We start from the raw sequence: 20,522 nt of genomic DNA on the forward strand, positions 1-20,522 counted from the left end.
AATGGACCAAATCGGCTGGGAGTTCCCTTCAACAAATGGAGGAAAAGAGGATGGGTTAAATGATTCGGGAATCTCTTATTTTCAGGCAAATCCTATTAAATCTTTAACTAGAGAAGTTATTCAGGATTCTCTAGATGCGAGGGTCAGCCTGGACAAACCCGCAATTGTAGAATTCATACATAAAGATTTAAGTAAACAAGATATTCCCGGAATAGACGAAATGACTCAAATTTTTGAAGCAGCAACTAAATCCTATGAAGAAAGCTCTAATGAAACCTATGACTTTTTCAAAAAAGGTTCTAAAGCTTTACAAAAAAATACAATATCAGTATTAGCAATCCGTGATCGTAATACATCAGGTTTAACTCGAATTGGTCAAAATAAAAATAGTCATTTTCATAGACTAACAAAAACTACCGGCGATACAGCTAAAAAAGGCACATCAAATGGATCATTTGGTATAGGTAAACATGCTCCATTTGCAGCATCGATTTTCCGGGCGATGCTCTATTCGACTCTAAATAGGGAAAGCGAATTTAATAGGGGATTCCAGGGTGTTATCAAAATAGCAAGTTTTGATCGTGGGGATGAATATCCTACTCAAGGAACTGGTTTTTATGGATACAAAGAAGGATTTCGTCCATTAACTGAAATAACAGGGATACACCCTTTTTTCATAAGAGAAAATGGTGATTATGGTACTGATAAATTTATTCTTGGCTTTGAAGGTTTTGATGACTGGAAAGATGTTGTCATAGAAGAATCGGTATCAAATTATATGTGGGCAATTATTAAAGGTTCACTCGAGGTACATGTCGGAGAAACTATTATTAATAAAGAAACATTAGAAAATGTAGTAGAACAAATTAAAAAGTATAATCCAAAGAGCAGTTGCGAAGGGTTTTATTTAAGTTTGACATCCCCAGAAGCTATTACTAAGGTCTTTGAATATCCTACTGAAGACGGTCAGATTGAGACGATGAAACTATTTTTGCTAACTGGGGTAGATTTTATCAATAAGGTATCTCTAATTAGAGGTACAGGGATGAAAATCTATGAGAAAGGCCATTTTAGAACCCCGCTTGATTTTGCAGGTACTCTTATTGTAGAAGGGGAAAAGCTTAATGAAGTTTTACGTAAAATGGAGCCGCCTACACACGATGATTGGGAGCCGAGTTTATATAAAAAGAACCCACAATATGCAAAGAAATTAAGGAAAGCATTATATAAGTGGTTAAATGAGGAAATTAGGAATTTAGCACCTAAGTTTGAACAAGATTCTCTTGAACTACCTGGCTTAGAAAATATCTTACCTAGTTTGAATCAAGAAGAAGATCCTACTCAGGAAATTGACCCTAACTCTAATAATGAAAAAATTAATTCGTTAGTTATTGTTACAAATTCAATGAATAAGCGAGATTCAAAGACACGTCCAAAACGTCCAAGGGTTCCACGAGAGCCACGTCCAACGAGTCCGAATCAAAAGCCAAAGGATGGAATTACCAAGGCGAAAATTAAAACAATGCGTGCTTTTTGCATCGATGATGAACAAGGAAAATATAGAATAGTAGTTAATCCTGAAAAATCAGGAGAGGCTTTTTTGGAAGTTAATCTGGTAGGAGAAAGTGTGACTGACAACGCTAAAATTTTCGGAGCAATACTAGATCAACCTGATACAGTAATTGAAATTAACGGTAATGTTGTAGGTCCAATAAACCTAACAAAAAATGTAAATGCGACACTAACACTAACTCTAGACAATGTTACTCGTTATTCTTTGGAGGTTGTATCTAAATGAAAATAAAAGTAAGGAATTTTCCTCATCCAGTTTTGAATCCTGTAAGTGATGATTTTCGAGCAGGCTCTTTTAAAGGAAAGATTGTTACACAAAATGAGGAAGATTATTTCTTGGAATTTACTGTTAATTTCGAATTGGATAATGAGAAGCTAAAAGAGTTAATTGAAACCAATATGGCCAAATATTACGTTCATTTTGAATGTGTTACAACAATGCAGCGTATAACCCGTTCAGGCTCTGCATCTACTTTCAAAATTGAGATACCAAAAAATGATTTGAATAAAAAAATTGATGTTAATTTTTTTATCCTGGCTGAAGAGAAAATTGAAAATTACACTAATGTAGATGCTCATGTAGATTTCCAAGGTATAAATTTTAAAATCCAAAAAGGTGATATTTTAGCATATAGTGAATCGCAAACTATTCACATAGAAAAGCAACCCATGTCCAATACTAACAGTATTTTCAAAGTAAGTAAGAATACTTCCTCTAATGCTCCGGCTATTAGAATCAGTTTATTTGATCATCAGATAGATATCACTCTTCCGGAAGTTTCATATAGTAAAATTGCCAATCTGAAAGCTTTTGGAAAAGATTGTAATGATGTTTTAATATCAATGCTTTATATTCCAGCCCTAATTGATACATTATATAATGTTCAAACGATTGCAAAAGACGACGAGTATTTATTAGAAGAAATCGAAAGTCTAGATTGGTTTCGAACATTAGAAAAGAAGCTAAAAAATTTGGGATATAATATTACAGATATAAAGTCAGAAGATATTACAAGTATTTCATATGAATTGCTTAATTCTTCTAAAGACGCATCTTGGGTTGCGTTAGAGAACATTGTCTACCGAGAGGATGATGAGAATGATAACTTATAAATTAATGAAAGAGGCAATGTTAATTGATTTGAAAGAAAATATTTCGGAAAATATGTTATTTTATAAATCAAGAAGTAATGATAAGTTTATAAATGATCTACGGGTCCAAAGTCTAGATCAGATAATAAATCTAGAAGTAAGTGATATATCTAACAGGAGTAAAGATGATTTATTAAATGCAATTAGTCTATATGAATATTTCAAAGATCTTCCACTAACCTTAGCATCTGATGAAAAATTTTGGTCATATTTGACGCATACATCTTTCTGGGATTATATGTGTAAAAGATGGCCGGTACAAGAAGCAGAAGGAGAGGAAATTGAATTTATTAAAACACGATACTTTTTTAGTTCTAAAAGTAAGACGTTTTATCGTAATGGTCTTTCAAGATTATGGTGGTATGTAAGTATGACATATGATGAACAGAAGGCTGACCCCTACCACTATACCCGTATAATACTGGGCTACCAAGACGTAGCAAATTTATTGATAGAAACGACTAATTTATCACGAAATAAAGTAGCTTTAAAGGCAATACTAGAGGTGATTTCAACCATCGAGGAACTTGAAAGTTCGGAAAAAGTCAAGAAAATCAAGAGGAAAAGACATTTAATACGAGACTTAATCAAGTATATAAACCTCGTAGGAGGAGTTACAATTTGGGATACACTTAATGAAAAAGAGGCATATGAAAAAGCCTGGAATTATGTCGAAAGACAGATTGAATATATTATTAATGTAAAAGTTGAACAGTATAATTAACTTATAATCAAAGCAGATTATCTATTTATCCACATTTTATAGACAAAATAAACTTATTTCACGAATCAACATTTGAGGGGATGTTAAGTGCTTGTGTTTGCCTAATTACTTGTCTACTTCGAAATGTATGAGGAGAGCATAAGAAATAACCTTAGTTTTAGTGAAATAATCAAAGTGTGCATGAATTTTTAAAAATGAAAAGATAAGAATATAAAAATGGGTAGACCCTTTTGTATTAGTAGGGAGAAAAACTAATAAAACGATTAATTAAATCCAACGAAGAATTGGAAAATATGATTAGGGCTAGCCCATTGTTAGTCCTTTTTTACATGTCAAAAAGAATTATTGGTTGAGGTGAGTTATCTCCGCCTTTCACGTATAAATCCCGCTATTTTGTTTACCGTCCCATTGAAATCTTCTTTGAATTCGTGCTCCCATATCCTTAATAGATTCCAGCCGTTTTCTTGATAAAATTTATTTACTTCAATATCTCTGCTGATATTTCTCTTTAGTTTTTTCTCCCAATAATCCATATTGGACTTCGGCATATTACCGTGAATAGGACAGCAATGCCAAAAGCAGGAATCAATAAAAATGACAATTTTATATTTCTTTAAAGCTATATCAGGTTTTCCAAATAAATTGACATTTTTACGAAAGCGCAAACCCATTTTCCAAAGCGCTTTTGTGACTCTATTTTCAAGTGCGGACTGTGACTTTATTGCTTTCATATTTTTCGCTCTTTGCTCTTTAGTTAAATTATCAGCCATTTAGGTCCACATCCATTAATTGTTAAATACAATTATTTGTTCCCGAATAGAGGGAAAATAAACAACAAAAAACATTCTTAATTAATAATTTGATTACAGCCATTGAAATGTACCACTTCTGACATTGTATTTACCACTAAATGACATGAAGTGTACCAAAGAATGAAAAGACGTTTACCACCGCAATCTTACTGGTAATAGGAGGAATAAATCTATAGTTTGGAGTATCAAGAATGTTAAAAAATTTGATTAAAACAAGACCAGCCTTGCGCAAACGGGACTGATTTTAGGGTAACTCTTGTATTACGTAGTAGACTATTACTACGCAGCAAAGATCTTCATTTATAGAAGACTTTGTGAAGGGATTCACTTAAACTAATTGGCAGTATAGTTGAATAAAGGTATAAAAAGAATGCAATAGTTTTCATTTTACTAAAAAACTGTATGCTATAAAAACTAAGCATTCTTTTTATATAAACAATGACATGAATGTAGGCTTTTTTTCATACCTATATTTTTGGGGTGATAAAATGCCAAGAGTAAATTATCGAAGTTATGAAGTGGACGAAATGGCAAGGATGATGAGAGCAGAAGCTGAAGGTGAAGGAAAGCAAGGAATGTTATATGTTGGAAATGTAATAGTAAATCGGTGTGTAGCAACCTGTTTAGACTTCAAAGATGTAAGAACTATTCATGATGTAATATTTCAAGTGCAAGGTGGAAATTATTCTTTTGAAGCAGTTCAAAAAGGAAATGTTTTTTATCAAAGAGCAAGAACATCTGAAAAAAGATTAGCAAAACAAAATTTGAATTATTGGAGAGATCACCCAGCGAAATTTGCACTATGGTATTTTAATCCACATGGTCCATGTCCTCCAACATGGTACGGTCAACCTCATACTGGTCAATTTAAAGAACATTGTTTTTATGAACCAAAACCTGGAACATGTGATAGTGTTTATAGCGGTTAAGCTTACTCTTTGAGTAAGCTTTTTCCATGTTCGGAATATTTACACAAAATAAACCTTTAGTAATAGTTTTATACAAGAAAACAAGATTGTGAAATATTGTACTTAAGCTAACGGGCAGTTTAGCTTAAGTACATTTTTTCACAAAGTTTAAAAAGCGAATTTTCCCAATTTTTATTTATAACAGCTTATCGTTGATTCGGGAATATTGAACTTCGCTACCTGCTAATTGAATTCTACTTCATCTGGAGACCTTTAAATTAAAATGTTTCCATTCTTCTGACAGACTTATTAAATTTCGAAAACAATCAATTCAATCATCTTTTCGTATAGAAAAACTTATTAAGAAACATGCACTAGAAAAAATATATATCATATATAGGAGATATCCCGTTTGAATGCTTGAGGAGGATATTATGAAACCTATGTTATCTAGTGAAAAATATTTCGGTAATTTAGAACTAGTTTATGCATTTTATGGGGCTATGCCTACAGGTGTTACTGTTTCAGAAACCGGTCGTATTTTCATTTGCTTTCCGAAATGGGGAGACGATGTTAAATTTACGGTGGGGGAAATTGTTGAGGATAAATTGCAGCCTTATCCTAATTTACAAACCAATTTGGTTAACCCCGAGAATATCACAATGACTTTCATCAGTGTCCAAAGTATAGTTGCTGATGGAAGGGGAACGCTTTGGATATTAGATACAGCGGCACCCAATTTTTCTGAACCTATTAAAGGGGGGGCAAAATTAGTCGCTGTTGATTTAGAAACCAATACAATAAGAAAAGTATATACCTTTACAGAAGATGTTGTCCTGCCTACAACTTATCTGAATGATGTCCGTTTTGATTTTCGTGTTGGAAAAGCAGGTTATGCCTATATAACGGATTCTTCTTCAAGAGGACCAGGAGCTATTATCGTCATAGATTTATCAAATGGAAACGCGTTTAGACGGTTAAATGGGGCAAATTCAACTTCACCCGATCCTTATTTTTTACCGAAAGTAGAAGGTAAAATTTTAATGAATCGAAACAAAGACGGTTCAACCTCTCCATTTAGATTGGCGTCTGATAGTCTTGCGATTTCTCCCGATGGAAAGATATTATTTTTTGCTCCACTAACCAGTCGTCATTTGTTCTCGATCTCAACAGAAGCCCTGAGAGACAGAACGGTACCGGACATGGATTTACCTTATCATGTGGAATATTGGGGAGAAAAAGGTGCGTCTGATGGAATGATCACCGATGCAAAGGGAACTGTTTATGCTGGCGATTATGAAAACAACAGTATCCGTAAGATATTGCCAAATGGCATAATGGAAACTATCGCACATGATCCGAGAATTTTGTGGCCGGATACTTTTTCAATTGGTCCGGATCAATATTTGTATGTCATTGTGAACCAATTACATCGACAGCCTAGATTTCATTACGGAAAAGACTTACGACAGAAACCTTATAGTTTACTTCGTATCAAAATTGATGACTTTCCTGCTCCGACCTTTTCATAATAAAAATAGTCAATTAATTGTTTTCATTATATAGTGTAAAACAAACACGAGTAAGCAAGAAGTATTAACTTTATTTACTTCTGCCAAATAAACTCAAAATGGTTTAATAGGAACAGTTTATTTGGTGAGTGTTAAACTGTTCCTGGAAATTTTTTATAATGTCGGTAAGTTCAATGCTGTATTGATATTATTTAAATCCAAACTGATCTGTTCGTTTGTATCCCAAGCATGGTACCATCCTTTTTCTACCATATATACTGATATTTGTTCATGCATATCAAGAGCTTCCATTAAATGGCGAGTGAGCATTTCTTTAATTTCCGGCGTTCCTGCTTCCGTAACTGCCATGGCATAATTTCTAACTCCACTTTTAGCTGCAATCAATAAATCCATCGCAACCACTTGATCCGATAGTGCATTCATGCCAGTTAAATTTTCAATGATTGGATTCATGTTCATTCATCTCCTAATTTACTGCTTAGCGTTGGAAAGGATAGAAGCATATTCTTGTAATTGTCTCGTAGATACATCAATGTCTTGCTGCATAATATCTTTTAATAGCTGATCAGTAACTAACGCTTTCATCGTTTTGGATTTAGTTAAACAAGTGGTCTTAAATGCAGCCATCTCATGGACCTCAAGAACTTCATGTAAGGCGTAGTTCATTTTTTATACCTCCTTCCTCAAGGTTTCAACACGACTTTTATACAATCATCCATTTTTGTGTCAAAAATCTCATAGCCACGCTTTGCTTCACTAAGTGGAAGTACATGACTAACGACATCTCCTGGATCAATTTTTCCGGTCGAAACTAATTCAAACATATATGGCATATAATGAATCACAGGTGCTTGTCCAGTGCGTATATTGACGTTTCGGTTCATAATATCACCCATTGGGAATCCATTATATCTACCACCATAAACGCCTGTGACCTGGATGTTTCCGCCTTTACGCACTGCTTGTGAAGCGATTATAAACGCACTGAATGCTCCGCCTTGAAGTTTCATTCCGCTCGCCAGGAACTCCATATCAGTCATTTTACCGTCCATACCTACTGCATCAATGACAACATCAGCGCCGCCCTTCGTCATTTCTTTCAAATGCATTCCCACATTTTCAAAGTGTTCGAAATTTACAATTTCAACTTTGTTGGTACGTTTGGCGTGTTGCAAACGATAGTCTACATAATCTACAGCAATGACACGCTTTGCTCCTTTTAGCCAGCAGAATTTTTGAGCAAACAGACCAACGGGACCACAGCCAAGAACAATAACTGTATCTCCACCCTTTACGCCTGCATTGTCAACACTCCAAAAACCAGTAGTCATCGCATCGGCAATAACTGCTAACTTTTCATCTGGTTCTTCACAAGTCTCTGGAATTTTGAAATGAGTAAAGTTGGCAAACGGCACTCTTAAATATTCAGCTTGCCCACCTGAATAGCCACCCGTTGTACCAGAATATCCGAAATAGGCACCCATATCACCATTATCATTAGAATTATCACATTGGCTTTCTAAATGGTTTTTACAGTAATAGCATTCACCGCATGCTATATTAAAAGGAATAATGACACGATCTCCCTTTTTTAGCTTAGTCACACCTGGACCAACTTCTTCGACGATTCCCATTGGCTCATGGCCAATAACATAGTTTTCTTGCAGGTTAGGAATCATGCCGTGAATTAAATGTAAATCAGACCCACATATAGCTGTGCTCGTTACTTTAATAATCATGTCATCTGGTTTTTCAATCTTTGGATCTGGAACTTCTTTGACTACAACATTTTTAATACCTTGGTACGTTACTGCCTTCATTGGTTACAGCCTCCAGTGTTAGTGATCATCAGGTGTCCGGTCAAACATACCTTTTCTATTGGTCTCAACAGGGAATAGATTCATTTTGCCAATCATCAATGTATTGTTGGCAGAGAGTTGATCTAGTTTATACTGTTCACTTAGTTCGTATGGATGGAACCATTTTTTATTAATCATAAGTTCTGTAATTTCTTGGTGCATGGCAATCCCTTGCATTAAATGTTTTCGTAAGAGCGTTCTAACATCAGGTGATGCTGACTCCGTTAATGCGACCGCAATATTGCGAACACCTTCTTTGGCACGAAGAAGTAAATCCATCGCAAATGTGGTATCTGCTAGCTCTGGGACGTGTAGCGAGTTTATAGGGTCTAAATAGTCATGATTCAATGAATTTGCCTCCTTTTCAATTGATTATTGGTGTTGGCCGGTTTTGAGGAACAGGCGCTTCAAAAGGTGCACGTTGATAAATTGCCTGTAATTCTCCAAGTGCTTGCATGGATTGTTCAACATCTTTTTGCATTAATGCTCTCAAATCATTATCAAATACCAGTCCTTGCATTAGTTTTGATTTCGCTAAGCAAAGGGTTTTAAAATTAATAACTTCATGTAGATCCAATGACTCATGATCGGCTAATTTTTGAATATCCATTTTGGTTCCCTCCTTTTTGACTAACTACAAATACAAAGGTATTATTCCAAATTTTCAATGAATCATTCTTTAATAGTTTTTTTAAGAGGTAGGAAAAACGCTGATTAAATGGGCATAGGGTTAACCCATACAACTTAGGAAAAGAAAATGAAAACTTCAAGCTGTATCTATTTAAAAGTGTCTATTATTGGGGTCCTGCCGACAAAACGGGTATATTAGACTTGGCATTAAACTAAAATCATAACTATCGAGTGTTTTCTGGACAGGAAAAGCAGCTTGTTTAAGCCTTCTTTGTCTTTGATTTTCTTCTCTAGACTCTGATTCTGCTTCTAGTAATGCCAATAGGAATTCCTCATAGCTTAAGTTACGATCCTCAGCCTCTCTTGCGAGAGAACGATATTGTGCAGAAATAGTCGGAGTCTGTAGTTGTTTAGATAAGTGATCTGAAAGTAGTTCAGTTGTCACCTCCGCGTGCCTCCTGTCAAATTGTTTAATGGTACAATGCGTGAGATCCTGATTTTTGCCATTGTCAGGACATTTTTTACAGCAATTGCTGCGCCTTGTTATTTTCATCTAATTAGTTTTTTGCAGCCTGCATTTTTTATTTTTTTAAAGAGATACTATATAAAAATAAATAAAGAGGTAAGCATTATGCACGATAAAGGGAAGATTACAGCCTATCAAATGGCACTGATGATATATCCAACGATTTACGCCACAGCTGTTCTAATGGTTCCAGCAATTACAGGTCAATATGTGGGACGCGATAGTTGGGCAGCACCCATTTTAGGTTCCTTAAATGGATTTTTTACTGCTTATGTCCTTTATAAATTACATAAGATGTATCCAAATGAATCACTTATTCAATATAGTAAACATATTATTGGGCCCTTTCTAAGTAAAATACTTGGATTATTCTACCTGTTCTTTTTCTTGTATATGTGTGGGTTCATTTTAAAGGAGTATTATTTTTTCATTGGAATTTCCCTTTTACCAAAAACTCCAATGATTGCAATTATAGGAAGCACTGTTATTATGGCATCTCTCGCTATAACTGGAGGAGTAGAGGTGCTTGGGAGAGCTTCCCAACTATTCATTCCTATTTTCATTCTCCCTATACCGATATTTACAATCATGCTTCTTAAAGACTTGGATCCAAAGAATGTTCTACCGATCTTGGAACATGGTTTGTTACCTTTGCTTCAAGGTTCCGCTTCCCCGCAGGCTTGGTTTAGCGAGGTATTCCTTATATCTATGTTTCTCCCATTTTTAAAAGATCCTGAAAAAGGATTGAAATGGAGTTTTATCTCAGTATTTGCGGTTATGCTTAGTCTTGTTAGTTTAAATTTACTGACTACTTTCCTATTTGGAGAGATGACTGCTAGTTACACTTTTCCTGTTTTCAAGGCTGTACGGTTTATCAGTCTTTCTGATTTTTTTGAACATTTAGAAGCGGGAATTATCACTATTTGGATTTTAGGTGCGTATATCAAAATTACAGTCTTCTATTATGCATTAGTTTTGGGTACCGCACAATGGTTGAACCTTTCAGACTTCAAGCCAATCGTTTTACCATTCGGTTTATTAATATCTCTATTTGCTATTTGGGAATTCGCTAATTTACAGGAACAGTTTGAATTTTCAAAGTCCATCTTCCCGTTTTATGTTCCATTTATGTTAACTGTTCTACCAACAATATTATTGATTATTGCTAAGATACGGACAAGAAATACTATGAAGAAAAAGCCACCACGTATATCAAATTATTAGAAAAGGTTGATTTTCAAATATTTTATCTCAGACCCTTCCTTTTCTGTTTTGATCTTTTTGATCGAAAATCAATCAGTCAAATAAAAAATGATGTTTTAGTAAATAGGAAATTCGCTAACAGAAAGGACTTGTTCAACTTGTTCCGAATTTTTAAAAAACGTCCTCAAAAACAACATCCTATTGAAGGAATGAGTAACCGAAATCTTCCTCTGTCATCAGAGTTGGATAAAAATCTTCAAATTCTAAAATCCATTTATAAGGGTTGCATCGATGTAATCTATCATCCTTTTTTAATTGCCGGAAAAACAAAAGCACTCCTTGTATATATTGATGGCTTATCTGATACAGAACAAATCGATTCTAGCGTCCTTGCTCCTTTAATGTCTAAAACAATTGATAAATCGATTAATCTTCAAGAGACATGTGAAAATATACAATTATCAAATATACGAGTTGTCAAGACATATGATGATTGTATAAAGAACATTTCTAATGGAAACCCTATCCTTTTAATGGAACATGAGGAACAAGGAGCGGCTTTAGGACTAGCCAAATGGGATAAGAGGTCCATTCAAGAACCTGAATCCGAAAGCGTAATCCGGGGACCAAGAGAAGGATTTGTGGAAACTTTGGGAGTCAATATTTCCATGCTTCGGCGAAAAATCAGAAGCCCTAACCTAAAAATGATTAAAATGAATATCGGGAGTTATTCTGATACAAGTATAATCATTGCTTATATAGAGGGAATTGCTAATCAGTCATTAATAGATGAGGTTCAAAACAGACTACAGAAAGTCGAAATCGACAGTGTCTTGGAAAGTGGATATATCGAGGAATTGATAGAGGATAATGTTTTTTCACCGTTTCCGCAGTTACTTGATACGGAACGACCAGATGTCGCCTCAGCTAACCTATTGGAAGGACGTGTCGTCATATTAGTAGATGGTACTCCTTTCGTTCTAATTGCTCCTGTAAGCTTTTTTTCTTTTTTTCAGGCACCTGATGACTATTACCAACGTTATTTGATTAGTTCTGTTATAAGAATAATGCGTCTTTTCTTTATGTTAATTTCTGTATTCTTGCCTTCGCTTTATATCGCAGTTTCCAGCTTCCATCAGGAGATGGTACCTACAACCTTGCTATTAAGTATGGCATCGTTACGGGAAAGTGTCCCATTTACTGCCTTGATAGAGGCATTAATAATGGAGATTGTTTTCGAAGCGCTTCGTGAAGCAGGGCTCCGTCTACCTAAACAAATCGGAGCTGCAGTAAGCATTGTAGGGGCATTAGTTATCGGGCAAGCTGCTGTTCAAGCAGGACTTGTTTCTCCTCTCATGGTAATTGTTGTGGCGATTACAGGCATTGCTTCTTTTATGGTTCCTCGCTACTCAGAAGGAATTGCTTTAAGATTGATTCGCTTTCCCATCATGATGCTTGCTGGAACGATGGGGCTACATGGATTAGTGTTTGGTTTTATTGCGATAGTCATCCATTTATGTAAATTACGCTCTTTCGGTGTTCCATATCTTTCACCAATAGCTCCAACAATAGGACGAGAAATGAAGGATGCTTTTATACGTTCTCCTTGGTGGATGTTAAATACACGACCACATTTAACTGGAAGAATTAATAAGTACAGACAGGCTCCCAATCAGCAACCAAAACCAAAAAAATAGATGAAACTTACTGAAATTTAAAGGAAGGGACTTGAAAGAATGAATGATACTTTGTTTCGAATAATGAAAGCTATTCTTGCCTTCTTTCTTGTTCTTTCACAGTGTCTTTTGCTAACTGGTTGCTGGGATAATAAGGAACTAAATCAATTAGCCATCATAGTAGGAGCAGCCATCGATAAAGAAAAAAATAATAAAATTAAATTAACTGTTCAAGTCTTCCTTCCTCAATCACAAAGTGGTGGGCAACAAAGTAGTTCTGGTAAGGCCCAAGTAGAGATCAAATCAGCTGTTGGAACAAACATGGCTGATGCTGCATCCAATCTTCAACGGGAATATTCACGCAGACTTTTTTGGGGACATTGTAAAACATATATCTTTGGCCAATCCCTCTCTGAAAAAGGGAACCTCGGAAGACAAATTGACTTCATAGACCGTCACCCAGAGCCTCGCGAGGATTCTCGTTTATATGTCAGTGATGGAAAGGCATCTGACATTTTACAGCTATCACCTTCATTAGAAAAATATGTAGGAGATGTGCTTCGAAAGATGTCGGAAATGCATGTTGGTGCAAATATTACATTGAAAGATTTTGAACTGATGGTTACAAGTGAAGGAGGAGGTGCACTATTACCGCTTATTAAAATCAAGCATCAAAATAATGATGATAGGAAAATGAATGTCTCTCCCATCATTGGTGGCACAGCTATTTTTATGAGAGATAAAATGATTGGGAGAATTAATGAAGTTGAATCAAAAGGATTATTATGGGTAAGAAATCAAAATGAATTACCTGAAATAACAGGGTATCCCAAAAAAGGGCAAACCATTTCACTATATCTGAAAAGAACAAAGACAAATCTGATTCCAAAAATTGAAAAAGGAAAGTGGAGTGTCACTATATATATATCAAAGGAAGGGATGATTGTTCAAAATGGAAGCAAAATAAATATTATGAGTAAGAAAAATACAAAAAGAGTAGAAAATTATATAGAAAAAGACGTTTCTAATTCCATAGAGAAAGCCCTTAAGCAGGTAAAGGATGGAATAAAGGTGGATCCCTTTGGATTTGCTACTGCTTTTCATCGTAAATACCCAAAAGAATGGGAAAAAGTAAAAGATCACTGGGAAGTTGTTCTTCCAGATATCTATGTAGAAACGAAAGTTAAGGTACATGTACTCGAGCCTGGGTTGTCGACCACTACTTTGGAGTGAAATGAAAAAGGAGCAAATAAATGAAGATATTTGAGCTTATAGGAATATCCATATTAGTTTTTCTGATCCTCTTACTTGAATGGCGGAAGTTATATCCTAATCAAAAAAAAGAAAAAAGAATACTTGTGACCTTAACAGCAATAAACTTGCTAGTTGCTATCTTACTTCTTTACTTTCCAGATATTCCGGGTCCAACTCAAATGATTAGTTCCCTCTATTTCCCGCTAGGGAGGATGCTTAAATAAAATATCAATCACTAGAATTTCAATCTATCCAATCAGCCAAGTCATTGATGGAAGCACTAGATAGTATTAAAAATATGAATGATTCCGGTATAAGGAAGGGTTCCGGAAGGAGCCCCTCTTCATTTCCATTGTTAAACACCTCCTAAAAATATAATTGACTTTTTTCTAATGAGTATGTTTAGTAATATATGGTAATTTAAAAAATATTTTCTTTGAAGGCATTATTAAATATGAAGTAGAAACAATCACCTTATCGCTAGGTTAGCTGTTCAAGTTTCTCCAGCACATTCTATTGGTGAAATTATTATTACATATGAATATCGTGACAAAATGTATCAAGCAAACTCCGTGGATTTTCAATCCTACAAATAAAGTTTGTGAATAATTGTACTTAAGCTATAGAGGTGCTTTAGTTGAACAGCGGGGGTTGCTGTGGCAGCCCTTTTTCTTATTCCACTAACGTGGCAGGTTAGTGAAATAACGGCTCAAAAGACATATAGTAAACAAAGAAAAAAGAGACAGTGTACCTCGCTGTCTCTTTTTGTATGTGCTTATAGAAAAGGAAGAATTACTTAATCTCATCAAGTAATATGATACTATGTTTTAATTCTGAATTCATATCTAAAACACCTATCACAATTTGATTATCTTCTGTCACTGTTATGTATCTGAAATAATAATCATCAGAAATCAACAAATCGGTGTCATTCATTGTTTTTTCCATTTTGGCAAAGACATCTTCTGTGTACTCAAGGTGAAAAAAATCATCCAATCCTTTGGTTGAGCTACCTACCCAGGTATACAGAATATCTTTCAGTCTGTTTTGTTCAATCACCGTTAATTGTTTCTTGAATTTTAAATTATCTACTGTTACGGTTATCATCTTCCATCACTCCTTAACGAGTTTTAATTGTATATATTGAGGTCTGCCCCATCAATGCTATTCGCGTAACAATCTGTTTACATTTTAGTTACTAAAGGGCAGGATAGTGGAAGTTGAAGATAGAATAATAAAAGAAATAAAAAAGGGAAAAGCGAAAAAATTTTAGAACCTTCTGATATATAGAAGGTTTTTGTTTTGTGTGTGTCAAATATTATCTGTAGTGATAAATACTTAAAATAATAAAAGGTTGTGATTTCATGGATCAAAACAGGGTGGATCATGTCAGAGTGTACATATCAACGGAAAAGGAAATAATAAAAGATAAAAATTTGATTTTCAATGATGTTAAAAAAAATATTAATAAACTTAATAAAGGTTTAATCGTTCACACGACGATAAGAAATGAGATAAGAGAGTCATTTAACAAACACAAACAGGTTGTTCAAGATGTAAAAGTTGTACTGATTGATTTGAACCTTCCAAGAAATGAATTTCCTATCGATGAATTGGAATGTGAAGGTAAGATTTATCCATTTTTAAAGACACGTCTTACTGTTAATAAGGATCATTCTGATTATGCGTATATTGCGTATATATTTGACGGTGGAAAAGAAAATTTTGATTTAGAACCATTATTTGAAGAATACATTGAAATCCTTAAAAAAGATGAAGAATTCGCAGCGATCAAAAAAACAAAATGGCCTGAAGGTTTTACGAACAAATGTGATAAAAAAATATTTGAAGAGTGAAGAAGTTAAAAATAAGATGTATCTTCTTATCTTGAATGAGTTTTAAACGATGATCTTCCACAACCGGGCGCTTTTCTTGAATAAGAAGGCGCCTTTTTGCATTGTACCGGATTCTGAAACAAAACTTATTAGGGATTAGAGTTATATTAAGGTGTAGAAGAGATTGTGAAGGATTACACTTAAACTATCGGGTGCTTGAGTTTAAGATGGAGCTGTGATAATCGGCAGCTCCTTTTTCTTGTTGAACTACCATGAAAATAGGTTCGTTAAATATAGAAAAATGACAATACTTAAGAAGACCCTACTCAATCGTTAAAAAAAAGAGGAGAGCGTTAATTAATAAGCCTATGTATTAGGGTTGACTGGATTAAGGTCAGTATCAGTATTGACACTTCCTACCCATTTTCATTCTCTGTGGTGCAGCGCTGATTTTGAGCTGCATGGATGGCTAACGGGGCAGTTTAGTTGTGCGAAATGTTTCTAGCTTAAATTGAGAATGGCCACATTACTCAGGTAAAGGTTAGACAGTTCCTGTCGGAACTGAAGGATTATATCGAAGAATCAAATGATGGGGTAACGCCCTGAAGGGTTCTCTCTTAGTCGAATAGCACTGGATTTAGTAAGAATGATAGTGTTATAAGCTCGGTGAAAAAGCGTAAGAATTTACCGTAACAGGTTAAGCTGACGAAAGCCTACCCGATGGGGTGGTGTAAATCATGATGCTTGAGTTAAATGAATATGGTGAGAATGCGAAAAAACCTAAAAGAAAAGGTTATGCTGACGAACTTCTGAATGTACGGGTCTATACCTGCGATACATAGAAATGTGTATATCACCAAATTGTGAGGTTAGATGTGGGTGAGTAAGACTAACTAATATGAAAATCCATGATACGTTATAGGCGTATGAATGCTAACAGGCTTACAGGAAGCACCTAAGTTCATTTTATAATAGATATAATTCAACATTGTAAGCTGATACCGTGGAGGGCTTACTCCCCAAGAAGCGTTGATAAGGAAAGCGGCGGTGACAGTAGCTTCTGTATAACTTATCTTTATATCAGTGAAAGTGGTGGAACAGTACCAATGAAGTGTCTAATCAACACGGAGGGATAGCCACTAGACTAATGAAGAATCATTTAATCATGCAAGGCAAATCTTTATCGGTTAATAAGGTTCTCGTAAGAAAAAAAGAGGTTTACCTCCCACGGGAGGCACCGACTTATTGAAACGGAAGAATTGAGACACGAAAGGTGTTAAGCCTTCAGAAGTGTTGATGATTAAATCGAATTGGATTAGTTGGAACGCCGTATGCGGTGAAAGTCGCACGTACGTTGTGAACAGGGGGAAAAGGGAGCGTTAATCTCAAACCCTTACCTATCTGTATGTAGAGCGAAAAATACCATGATGCTAGGTACTCTATTCAAAAAGGGATTAATAATGGATGAAAGCTCAAGGTGTTTTAAGAATATCGATGGATTATATTAAATTTGTCGTTGCAATGGAAAATAACTGTATAATATATTAGTGAATAATTTAGTTCCTTTTTTAGGTCCTAACGAAAGGAGATAACCATTGAGTGCTATAACCAATACTAAGGATATTTTGGAGCGAGTATCCGATGCGTTTTATTCGTTAAATAATGAATTAAAATTTGAATATATAAATAATGTTACAGAAAAACTTTTACAAATTAAACGAGAAAATGCGATTGGCCAATATATTTATGATGTATTACCACACAATGACTTGAATAAATTTGTATCACGATATAAAAGGGCATTGTCGGAACAAGTACCTGTAGAATTTGAAGAGTTTTTTAATAATAGATGGTATGAAATAAGGGCATTTCCTTCTAAGGAAGGCTTGTCTGTACTTTTTAGAGATATTACAGAACAAAAGAAAGAGTCTCAAAACATTAATTTTCTAGCTAATTACGATGTTATAACAGAAATACCGAACCGTTTTTACTTTAATAAATACTTAAAACGCAAGTTACAATCACAATCTATTGGTGGTTCATTTGCTGTTTTATTTATAGATATTAATAATTTTAAAAATGTTAATGATACATATGGTCATGGAGTAGGTGATTTGGTATTAAAACAAATTTCAAGACAAATTGACAAAAAAATAAATCAATTTGGTTTCATAGCTCGATACTCTGGAGATGAATTTCTTCTAACGCTGGAAAACCTTGATGATAATGAAATTTCATCTGTGATTGAACGAATAATTGAATCATTTTCAAGTCCATTTTGTATAAATGGGTTTGACATAAAAATTTCAATCTGTGTTGGAGTTAGCCAGTTTCCTAAGGATGGACAAAGTGAAGAATTATTAATAAAACATTCAGAAAATTCAATGTATAAGGCAAAAAAAGAGGGTAGAAATAAATATAAGTTCTACGCCTTTGATGAGAATGAAGGAAGAGTAGACGCTTTAAAATTAGAGATAGAGCTCCACAAGGCGATAGAAAATAAGCAGTTTCTACTTCACTATCAACCTAAAATCAATTTAAATACGGGGAAAATTGTGGGTGTTGAGGCATTACTTCGTTGGGACCATCCAGAATGGGGAATGGTATCGCCAGAAACATTTATACCTATTGCTGAAGAGACAGGATTAATTTTACCTATTGGAGAATGGGCTTTGATTGCTGCCTGTAAACAAAATAAAACTTGGCAGCAACAAGGTTTTTCAACAGTTGTTTCCGTCAATTTATCAGCTATTCAATTTAATCAGACTAATATAATTGATACTATTGAATCCATTCTTCAAAAAACAGGATTAGAACCACACTTTTTAGAAATTGGGATTACTGAAAGTATGACAGTTGATATTGACCGTACAATTTTAATGTTACAACAGCTTAAAAAGATTGGAGTCCGTGTTAGTATCGATGATTTTGGTATAGGTTTCAGTTCATTAAGCTACTTAAAAAATTTTCCTGTTGATACCTTAAAAATCGACCAGTCTTTTGTTAAAGAACTTCGAAACAACCCAAATGATGAAACCATAGTTAAAACCATTATCTCAATGGCTCATAATTTGAATTTGATTGTAGTGGCAGAAGGAATAGAAACAAAGGAACAACTGGTTTTTCTACAACAACATTTATGTGATGAAGGACAAGGATATTTTTTAAGTAAGCCCTTAACAGCATCCCAATTACAAGAAAAACGGTTTGAAATCGAAAAAATAGTTGAAGAACATGGAATCCCTAAAGATATAAACCAACAATTGTTATTGAAAGAATTATTGGAATCAGCCCAAAGAGAGTTACACGATACGATTCGTTTGCAGCAAGGGATGATATTTAAGTATAAGAAAATTAATGAACGATTTATTCATACACAATGTGACGGGGAATTATTATACCGTCTTGGAATGATTCCTTCTCAAGTGATAGGAAAAGGATTAGATGATTTTCTACCTTATAGAACTGCCCTCGATAAAACTGCCTACTATAAGATGGCATGGGAAGGAGAGGAATTTGTTACTTATGAGGAAGAGCTAAATGGAATTAATTATCTTGCAACTTTACGTCCTATTAAAAAAGCGGGAGAAGTAGTACAAGTCATAGGTTCATGTATAGATATTACGAAACGCAAAAAAGCGGAGAAAGCTTTACAAGAAAGCGAAGCTAAATACCGACTTATTTCTGAAAACATGACGGACATAATAATGTTATTGGATATAAATGGAACGATACAGTATGCATCACCTTCCCTTGGAAAAGTAATGGGTAACCCATTAAAATCATATATAGGTAAAAGATCGTTTGATTTAATACATCCTGATGACAAGCAAAGCGTAATGATGGGATTTGAAAAAGTACTAAATACTATGAATCCATTAAGGATGGAAGCTCGTTTTGTGAACGTTGATGGGAAATCGTTATTATTTGAAGGACTAGGTACCCCAGTCCTTGGAGAAAATGGCGATCCAGAACATTTTATATTAGTGGGGAGAGACATTACTGAAAAAAGGGAAATGGAAGAACAGCTCTCAAAATCAGAGAAATTATCAGTTGTGGGTCAACTTGCTGCGGGTGTTGCACATGAAATTAGAAACCCTATAACTTCAATAAAGGGATTCATTCAACTTTTAGAGGAAGGAATCTTGAAGAAAGAATTTTTCGGAGTAATTTCCAGAGAATTTAAACAAGTTGAGGAAATTCTCGAAGAATTTATTAATCTTGCCAAACCAAAAGGAATTCAATTAAAAAAGGTTAATATTAAAACTATACTTAAAGAAGTTGAGACATTATTAAAACCAGAAGCAAATTTGAAAAACGTAGAAATTTTCCAAGAGTATAAACAAAATCTTCCTCAGATTATGTGTGATACAAACCAAATAAAACAAGTTTTCCATAATATAATTAAAAATAGCATTGAAGCAATTCCTAAAAATGGGTTTGTAGAAATCCAAGGCAGTATAGAAGGAAAAAATGTCCTAATAAAAATAATCGATAATGGAATTGGGGTAAGTGAGGAGCGAGTTCAGAAATTAGGTGAGCCGTTCTATAGTAATAAAGAAAAAGGTACTGGTTTAGGTTTAATGATATGTTTTAGAGTTGTTCGGGAACATAATGGGTCAATAAAAGTAAAAAGTAAAGAAAATGAAGGTACTACGGTTGAAGTTAGGTTACCAATAAAAACTTGTCAATAGGAAGAAACCTAATGAATTAAACCATATATAGCTAGTTAGGAAAAGAATATGCAGGAAGGTAATACAACGCGATTAAAAGCAAACGGAAAAACACCCAATGGCTTATTCATTTGTTATGAAATAAATAAATTAGATTGTGAAGGAT

At 34.5% G+C, this 20,522-nt stretch carries 18 protein-coding genes; 10 read left to right on the top strand and 8 right to left on the bottom strand.

All coding sequences use genetic code 11. From position 1 onward, the window contains the following. Nucleotide 1 precedes the first annotated feature (1 nt). Genes ACFVSW_RS12565 through ACFVSW_RS12575 form a run of 3 tightly spaced genes read left to right on the top strand, consistent with a single transcriptional unit; the run spans nucleotide 2 to nucleotide 3,448 of the window. Entirely contained in the window at nucleotides 2–1,798 is a 1,797-nt protein-coding gene (locus ACFVSW_RS12565) for a hypothetical protein (protein WP_387316347.1), read from the top strand. Beyond that, nucleotides 1,795–2,685, top strand: a complete 891-nt coding sequence (locus ACFVSW_RS12570; protein WP_387316349.1) for a hypothetical protein — start codon at nucleotides 1,795–1,797, stop codon at nucleotides 2,683–2,685. The genes ACFVSW_RS12565 and ACFVSW_RS12570 overlap by 4 nt, the downstream gene beginning before the upstream one ends. Next, on the top strand, nucleotides 2,672–3,448 hold the full coding sequence (locus ACFVSW_RS12575; RefSeq protein ID WP_387316351.1) for a DUF6339 family protein: 777 nt from the start codon (nucleotides 2,672–2,674) through the stop codon (nucleotides 3,446–3,448). The genes ACFVSW_RS12570 and ACFVSW_RS12575 overlap by 14 nt, the downstream gene beginning before the upstream one ends. Nucleotides 3,449–3,807: 359 nt before the next feature. Here the strand turns inward: ACFVSW_RS12575 and ACFVSW_RS12580 are convergent, their stop codons facing one another. After that, on the bottom strand, nucleotides 3,808–4,218 hold the full coding sequence (locus ACFVSW_RS12580) for a very short patch repair endonuclease (protein WP_387316353.1): 411 nt from the start codon (nucleotides 4,216–4,218) through the stop codon (nucleotides 3,808–3,810). A 530-nt stretch (nucleotides 4,219–4,748) separates the two neighbouring features. Here ACFVSW_RS12580 and ACFVSW_RS12585 point away from each other — a divergent pair. Together ACFVSW_RS12585 and ACFVSW_RS12590 are read left to right on the top strand one after the other, a co-directional pair. Then, complete coding sequence (locus ACFVSW_RS12585) at nucleotides 4,749–5,189, top strand: cell wall hydrolase (RefSeq protein WP_387316355.1); 441 nt, start codon at nucleotides 4,749–4,751, stop codon at nucleotides 5,187–5,189. A 413-nt stretch (nucleotides 5,190–5,602) separates the two neighbouring features. Next, a complete protein-coding gene (locus ACFVSW_RS12590; RefSeq protein WP_387316358.1) occupies nucleotides 5,603–6,700 on the top strand; it encodes an L-dopachrome tautomerase-related protein in 1,098 nt (365 codons plus the stop codon). Between the two features lie 153 nt (nucleotides 6,701–6,853). On the opposite strand, the gene ACFVSW_RS12595 is transcribed toward ACFVSW_RS12590, so the two are convergent. From ACFVSW_RS12595 to ACFVSW_RS12620, 6 genes are all read right to left on the bottom strand, one after another. Continuing rightward, complete coding sequence (locus ACFVSW_RS12595) at nucleotides 6,854–7,153, bottom strand: spore coat protein (protein WP_387316360.1); 300 nt, start codon at nucleotides 7,151–7,153, stop codon at nucleotides 6,854–6,856. Between the two features lie 18 nt (nucleotides 7,154–7,171). Next, nucleotides 7,172–7,366, bottom strand: coding sequence for a hypothetical protein (locus ACFVSW_RS12600; protein ID WP_007083743.1), 195 nt, complete (start codon nucleotides 7,364–7,366; stop codon nucleotides 7,172–7,174). Nucleotides 7,367–7,383: 17 nt separating this feature from the next. Further along, nucleotides 7,384–8,520 carry a zinc-dependent alcohol dehydrogenase gene (locus ACFVSW_RS12605; RefSeq protein ID WP_387316364.1) on the bottom strand — a complete coding sequence of 379 codons (1,137 nt, stop codon included), beginning with the start codon at nucleotides 8,518–8,520 and terminating at the stop codon, nucleotides 7,384–7,386. A gap of 18 nt (nucleotides 8,521–8,538) precedes the next feature. Continuing rightward, entirely contained in the window at nucleotides 8,539–8,907 is a 369-nt protein-coding gene (locus ACFVSW_RS12610) for a spore coat protein (RefSeq protein ID WP_387316367.1), read from the bottom strand. 16 nt (nucleotides 8,908–8,923) lie between these two features. Then, nucleotides 8,924–9,169, bottom strand: coding sequence for a spore gernimation protein GerQ (locus ACFVSW_RS12615; protein ID WP_387316370.1), 246 nt, complete (start codon nucleotides 9,167–9,169; stop codon nucleotides 8,924–8,926). 171 nt (nucleotides 9,170–9,340) lie between these two features. Beyond that, entirely contained in the window at nucleotides 9,341–9,634 is a 294-nt protein-coding gene (locus ACFVSW_RS12620) for an ATP-binding protein (RefSeq protein ID WP_387316372.1), read from the bottom strand. 186 nt (nucleotides 9,635–9,820) lie between these two features. On the opposite strand from ACFVSW_RS12620, the gene ACFVSW_RS12625 reads away from it, so the two are divergent. The 3 genes from ACFVSW_RS12625 (at nucleotide 9,821) to ACFVSW_RS12635 (ending at nucleotide 13,827) form a co-directional block, all read left to right on the top strand. Further along, nucleotides 9,821–10,939, top strand: a complete 1,119-nt coding sequence (locus ACFVSW_RS12625) for a GerAB/ArcD/ProY family transporter (protein WP_387316374.1) — start codon at nucleotides 9,821–9,823, stop codon at nucleotides 10,937–10,939. 188 nt (nucleotides 10,940–11,127) lie between these two features. Further along, complete coding sequence (locus tag ACFVSW_RS12630) at nucleotides 11,128–12,615, top strand: spore germination protein (RefSeq protein WP_387316376.1); 1,488 nt, start codon at nucleotides 11,128–11,130, stop codon at nucleotides 12,613–12,615. A gap of 39 nt (nucleotides 12,616–12,654) precedes the next feature. Next, the gene (locus ACFVSW_RS12635; protein ID WP_387316379.1) at nucleotides 12,655–13,827 is read left to right on the top strand and encodes a Ger(x)C family spore germination protein; all 1,173 of its coding nucleotides are present in this window, start codon (nucleotides 12,655–12,657) and stop codon (nucleotides 13,825–13,827) included. An 813-nt stretch (nucleotides 13,828–14,640) separates the two neighbouring features. Here the strand turns inward: ACFVSW_RS12635 and ACFVSW_RS12640 are convergent. Further along, complete coding sequence (locus tag ACFVSW_RS12640; RefSeq protein WP_387316381.1) at nucleotides 14,641–14,955, bottom strand: hypothetical protein; 315 nt, start codon at nucleotides 14,953–14,955, stop codon at nucleotides 14,641–14,643. A 257-nt stretch (nucleotides 14,956–15,212) separates the two neighbouring features. Here ACFVSW_RS12640 and ACFVSW_RS12645 point away from each other — a divergent pair, with 257 nt between their 5' ends. Both ACFVSW_RS12645 and ACFVSW_RS12650 read left to right on the top strand, forming a co-directional pair. Continuing rightward, nucleotides 15,213–15,704, top strand: coding sequence for a hypothetical protein (locus ACFVSW_RS12645; RefSeq protein ID WP_387316384.1), 492 nt, complete (start codon nucleotides 15,213–15,215; stop codon nucleotides 15,702–15,704). Between the two features lie 1,574 nt (nucleotides 15,705–17,278). After that, complete coding sequence (locus ACFVSW_RS12650) at nucleotides 17,279–20,377, top strand: EAL domain-containing protein (protein WP_387316386.1); 3,099 nt, start codon at nucleotides 17,279–17,281, stop codon at nucleotides 20,375–20,377. The last annotated feature ends 145 nt before the right edge of the window (nucleotides 20,378–20,522 follow it).

This window comes from Neobacillus sp. NPDC058068, assembly GCF_042885335.1.
Classification (GTDB): domain Bacteria; phylum Bacillota; class Bacilli; order Bacillales; family Cytobacillaceae; genus Neobacillus.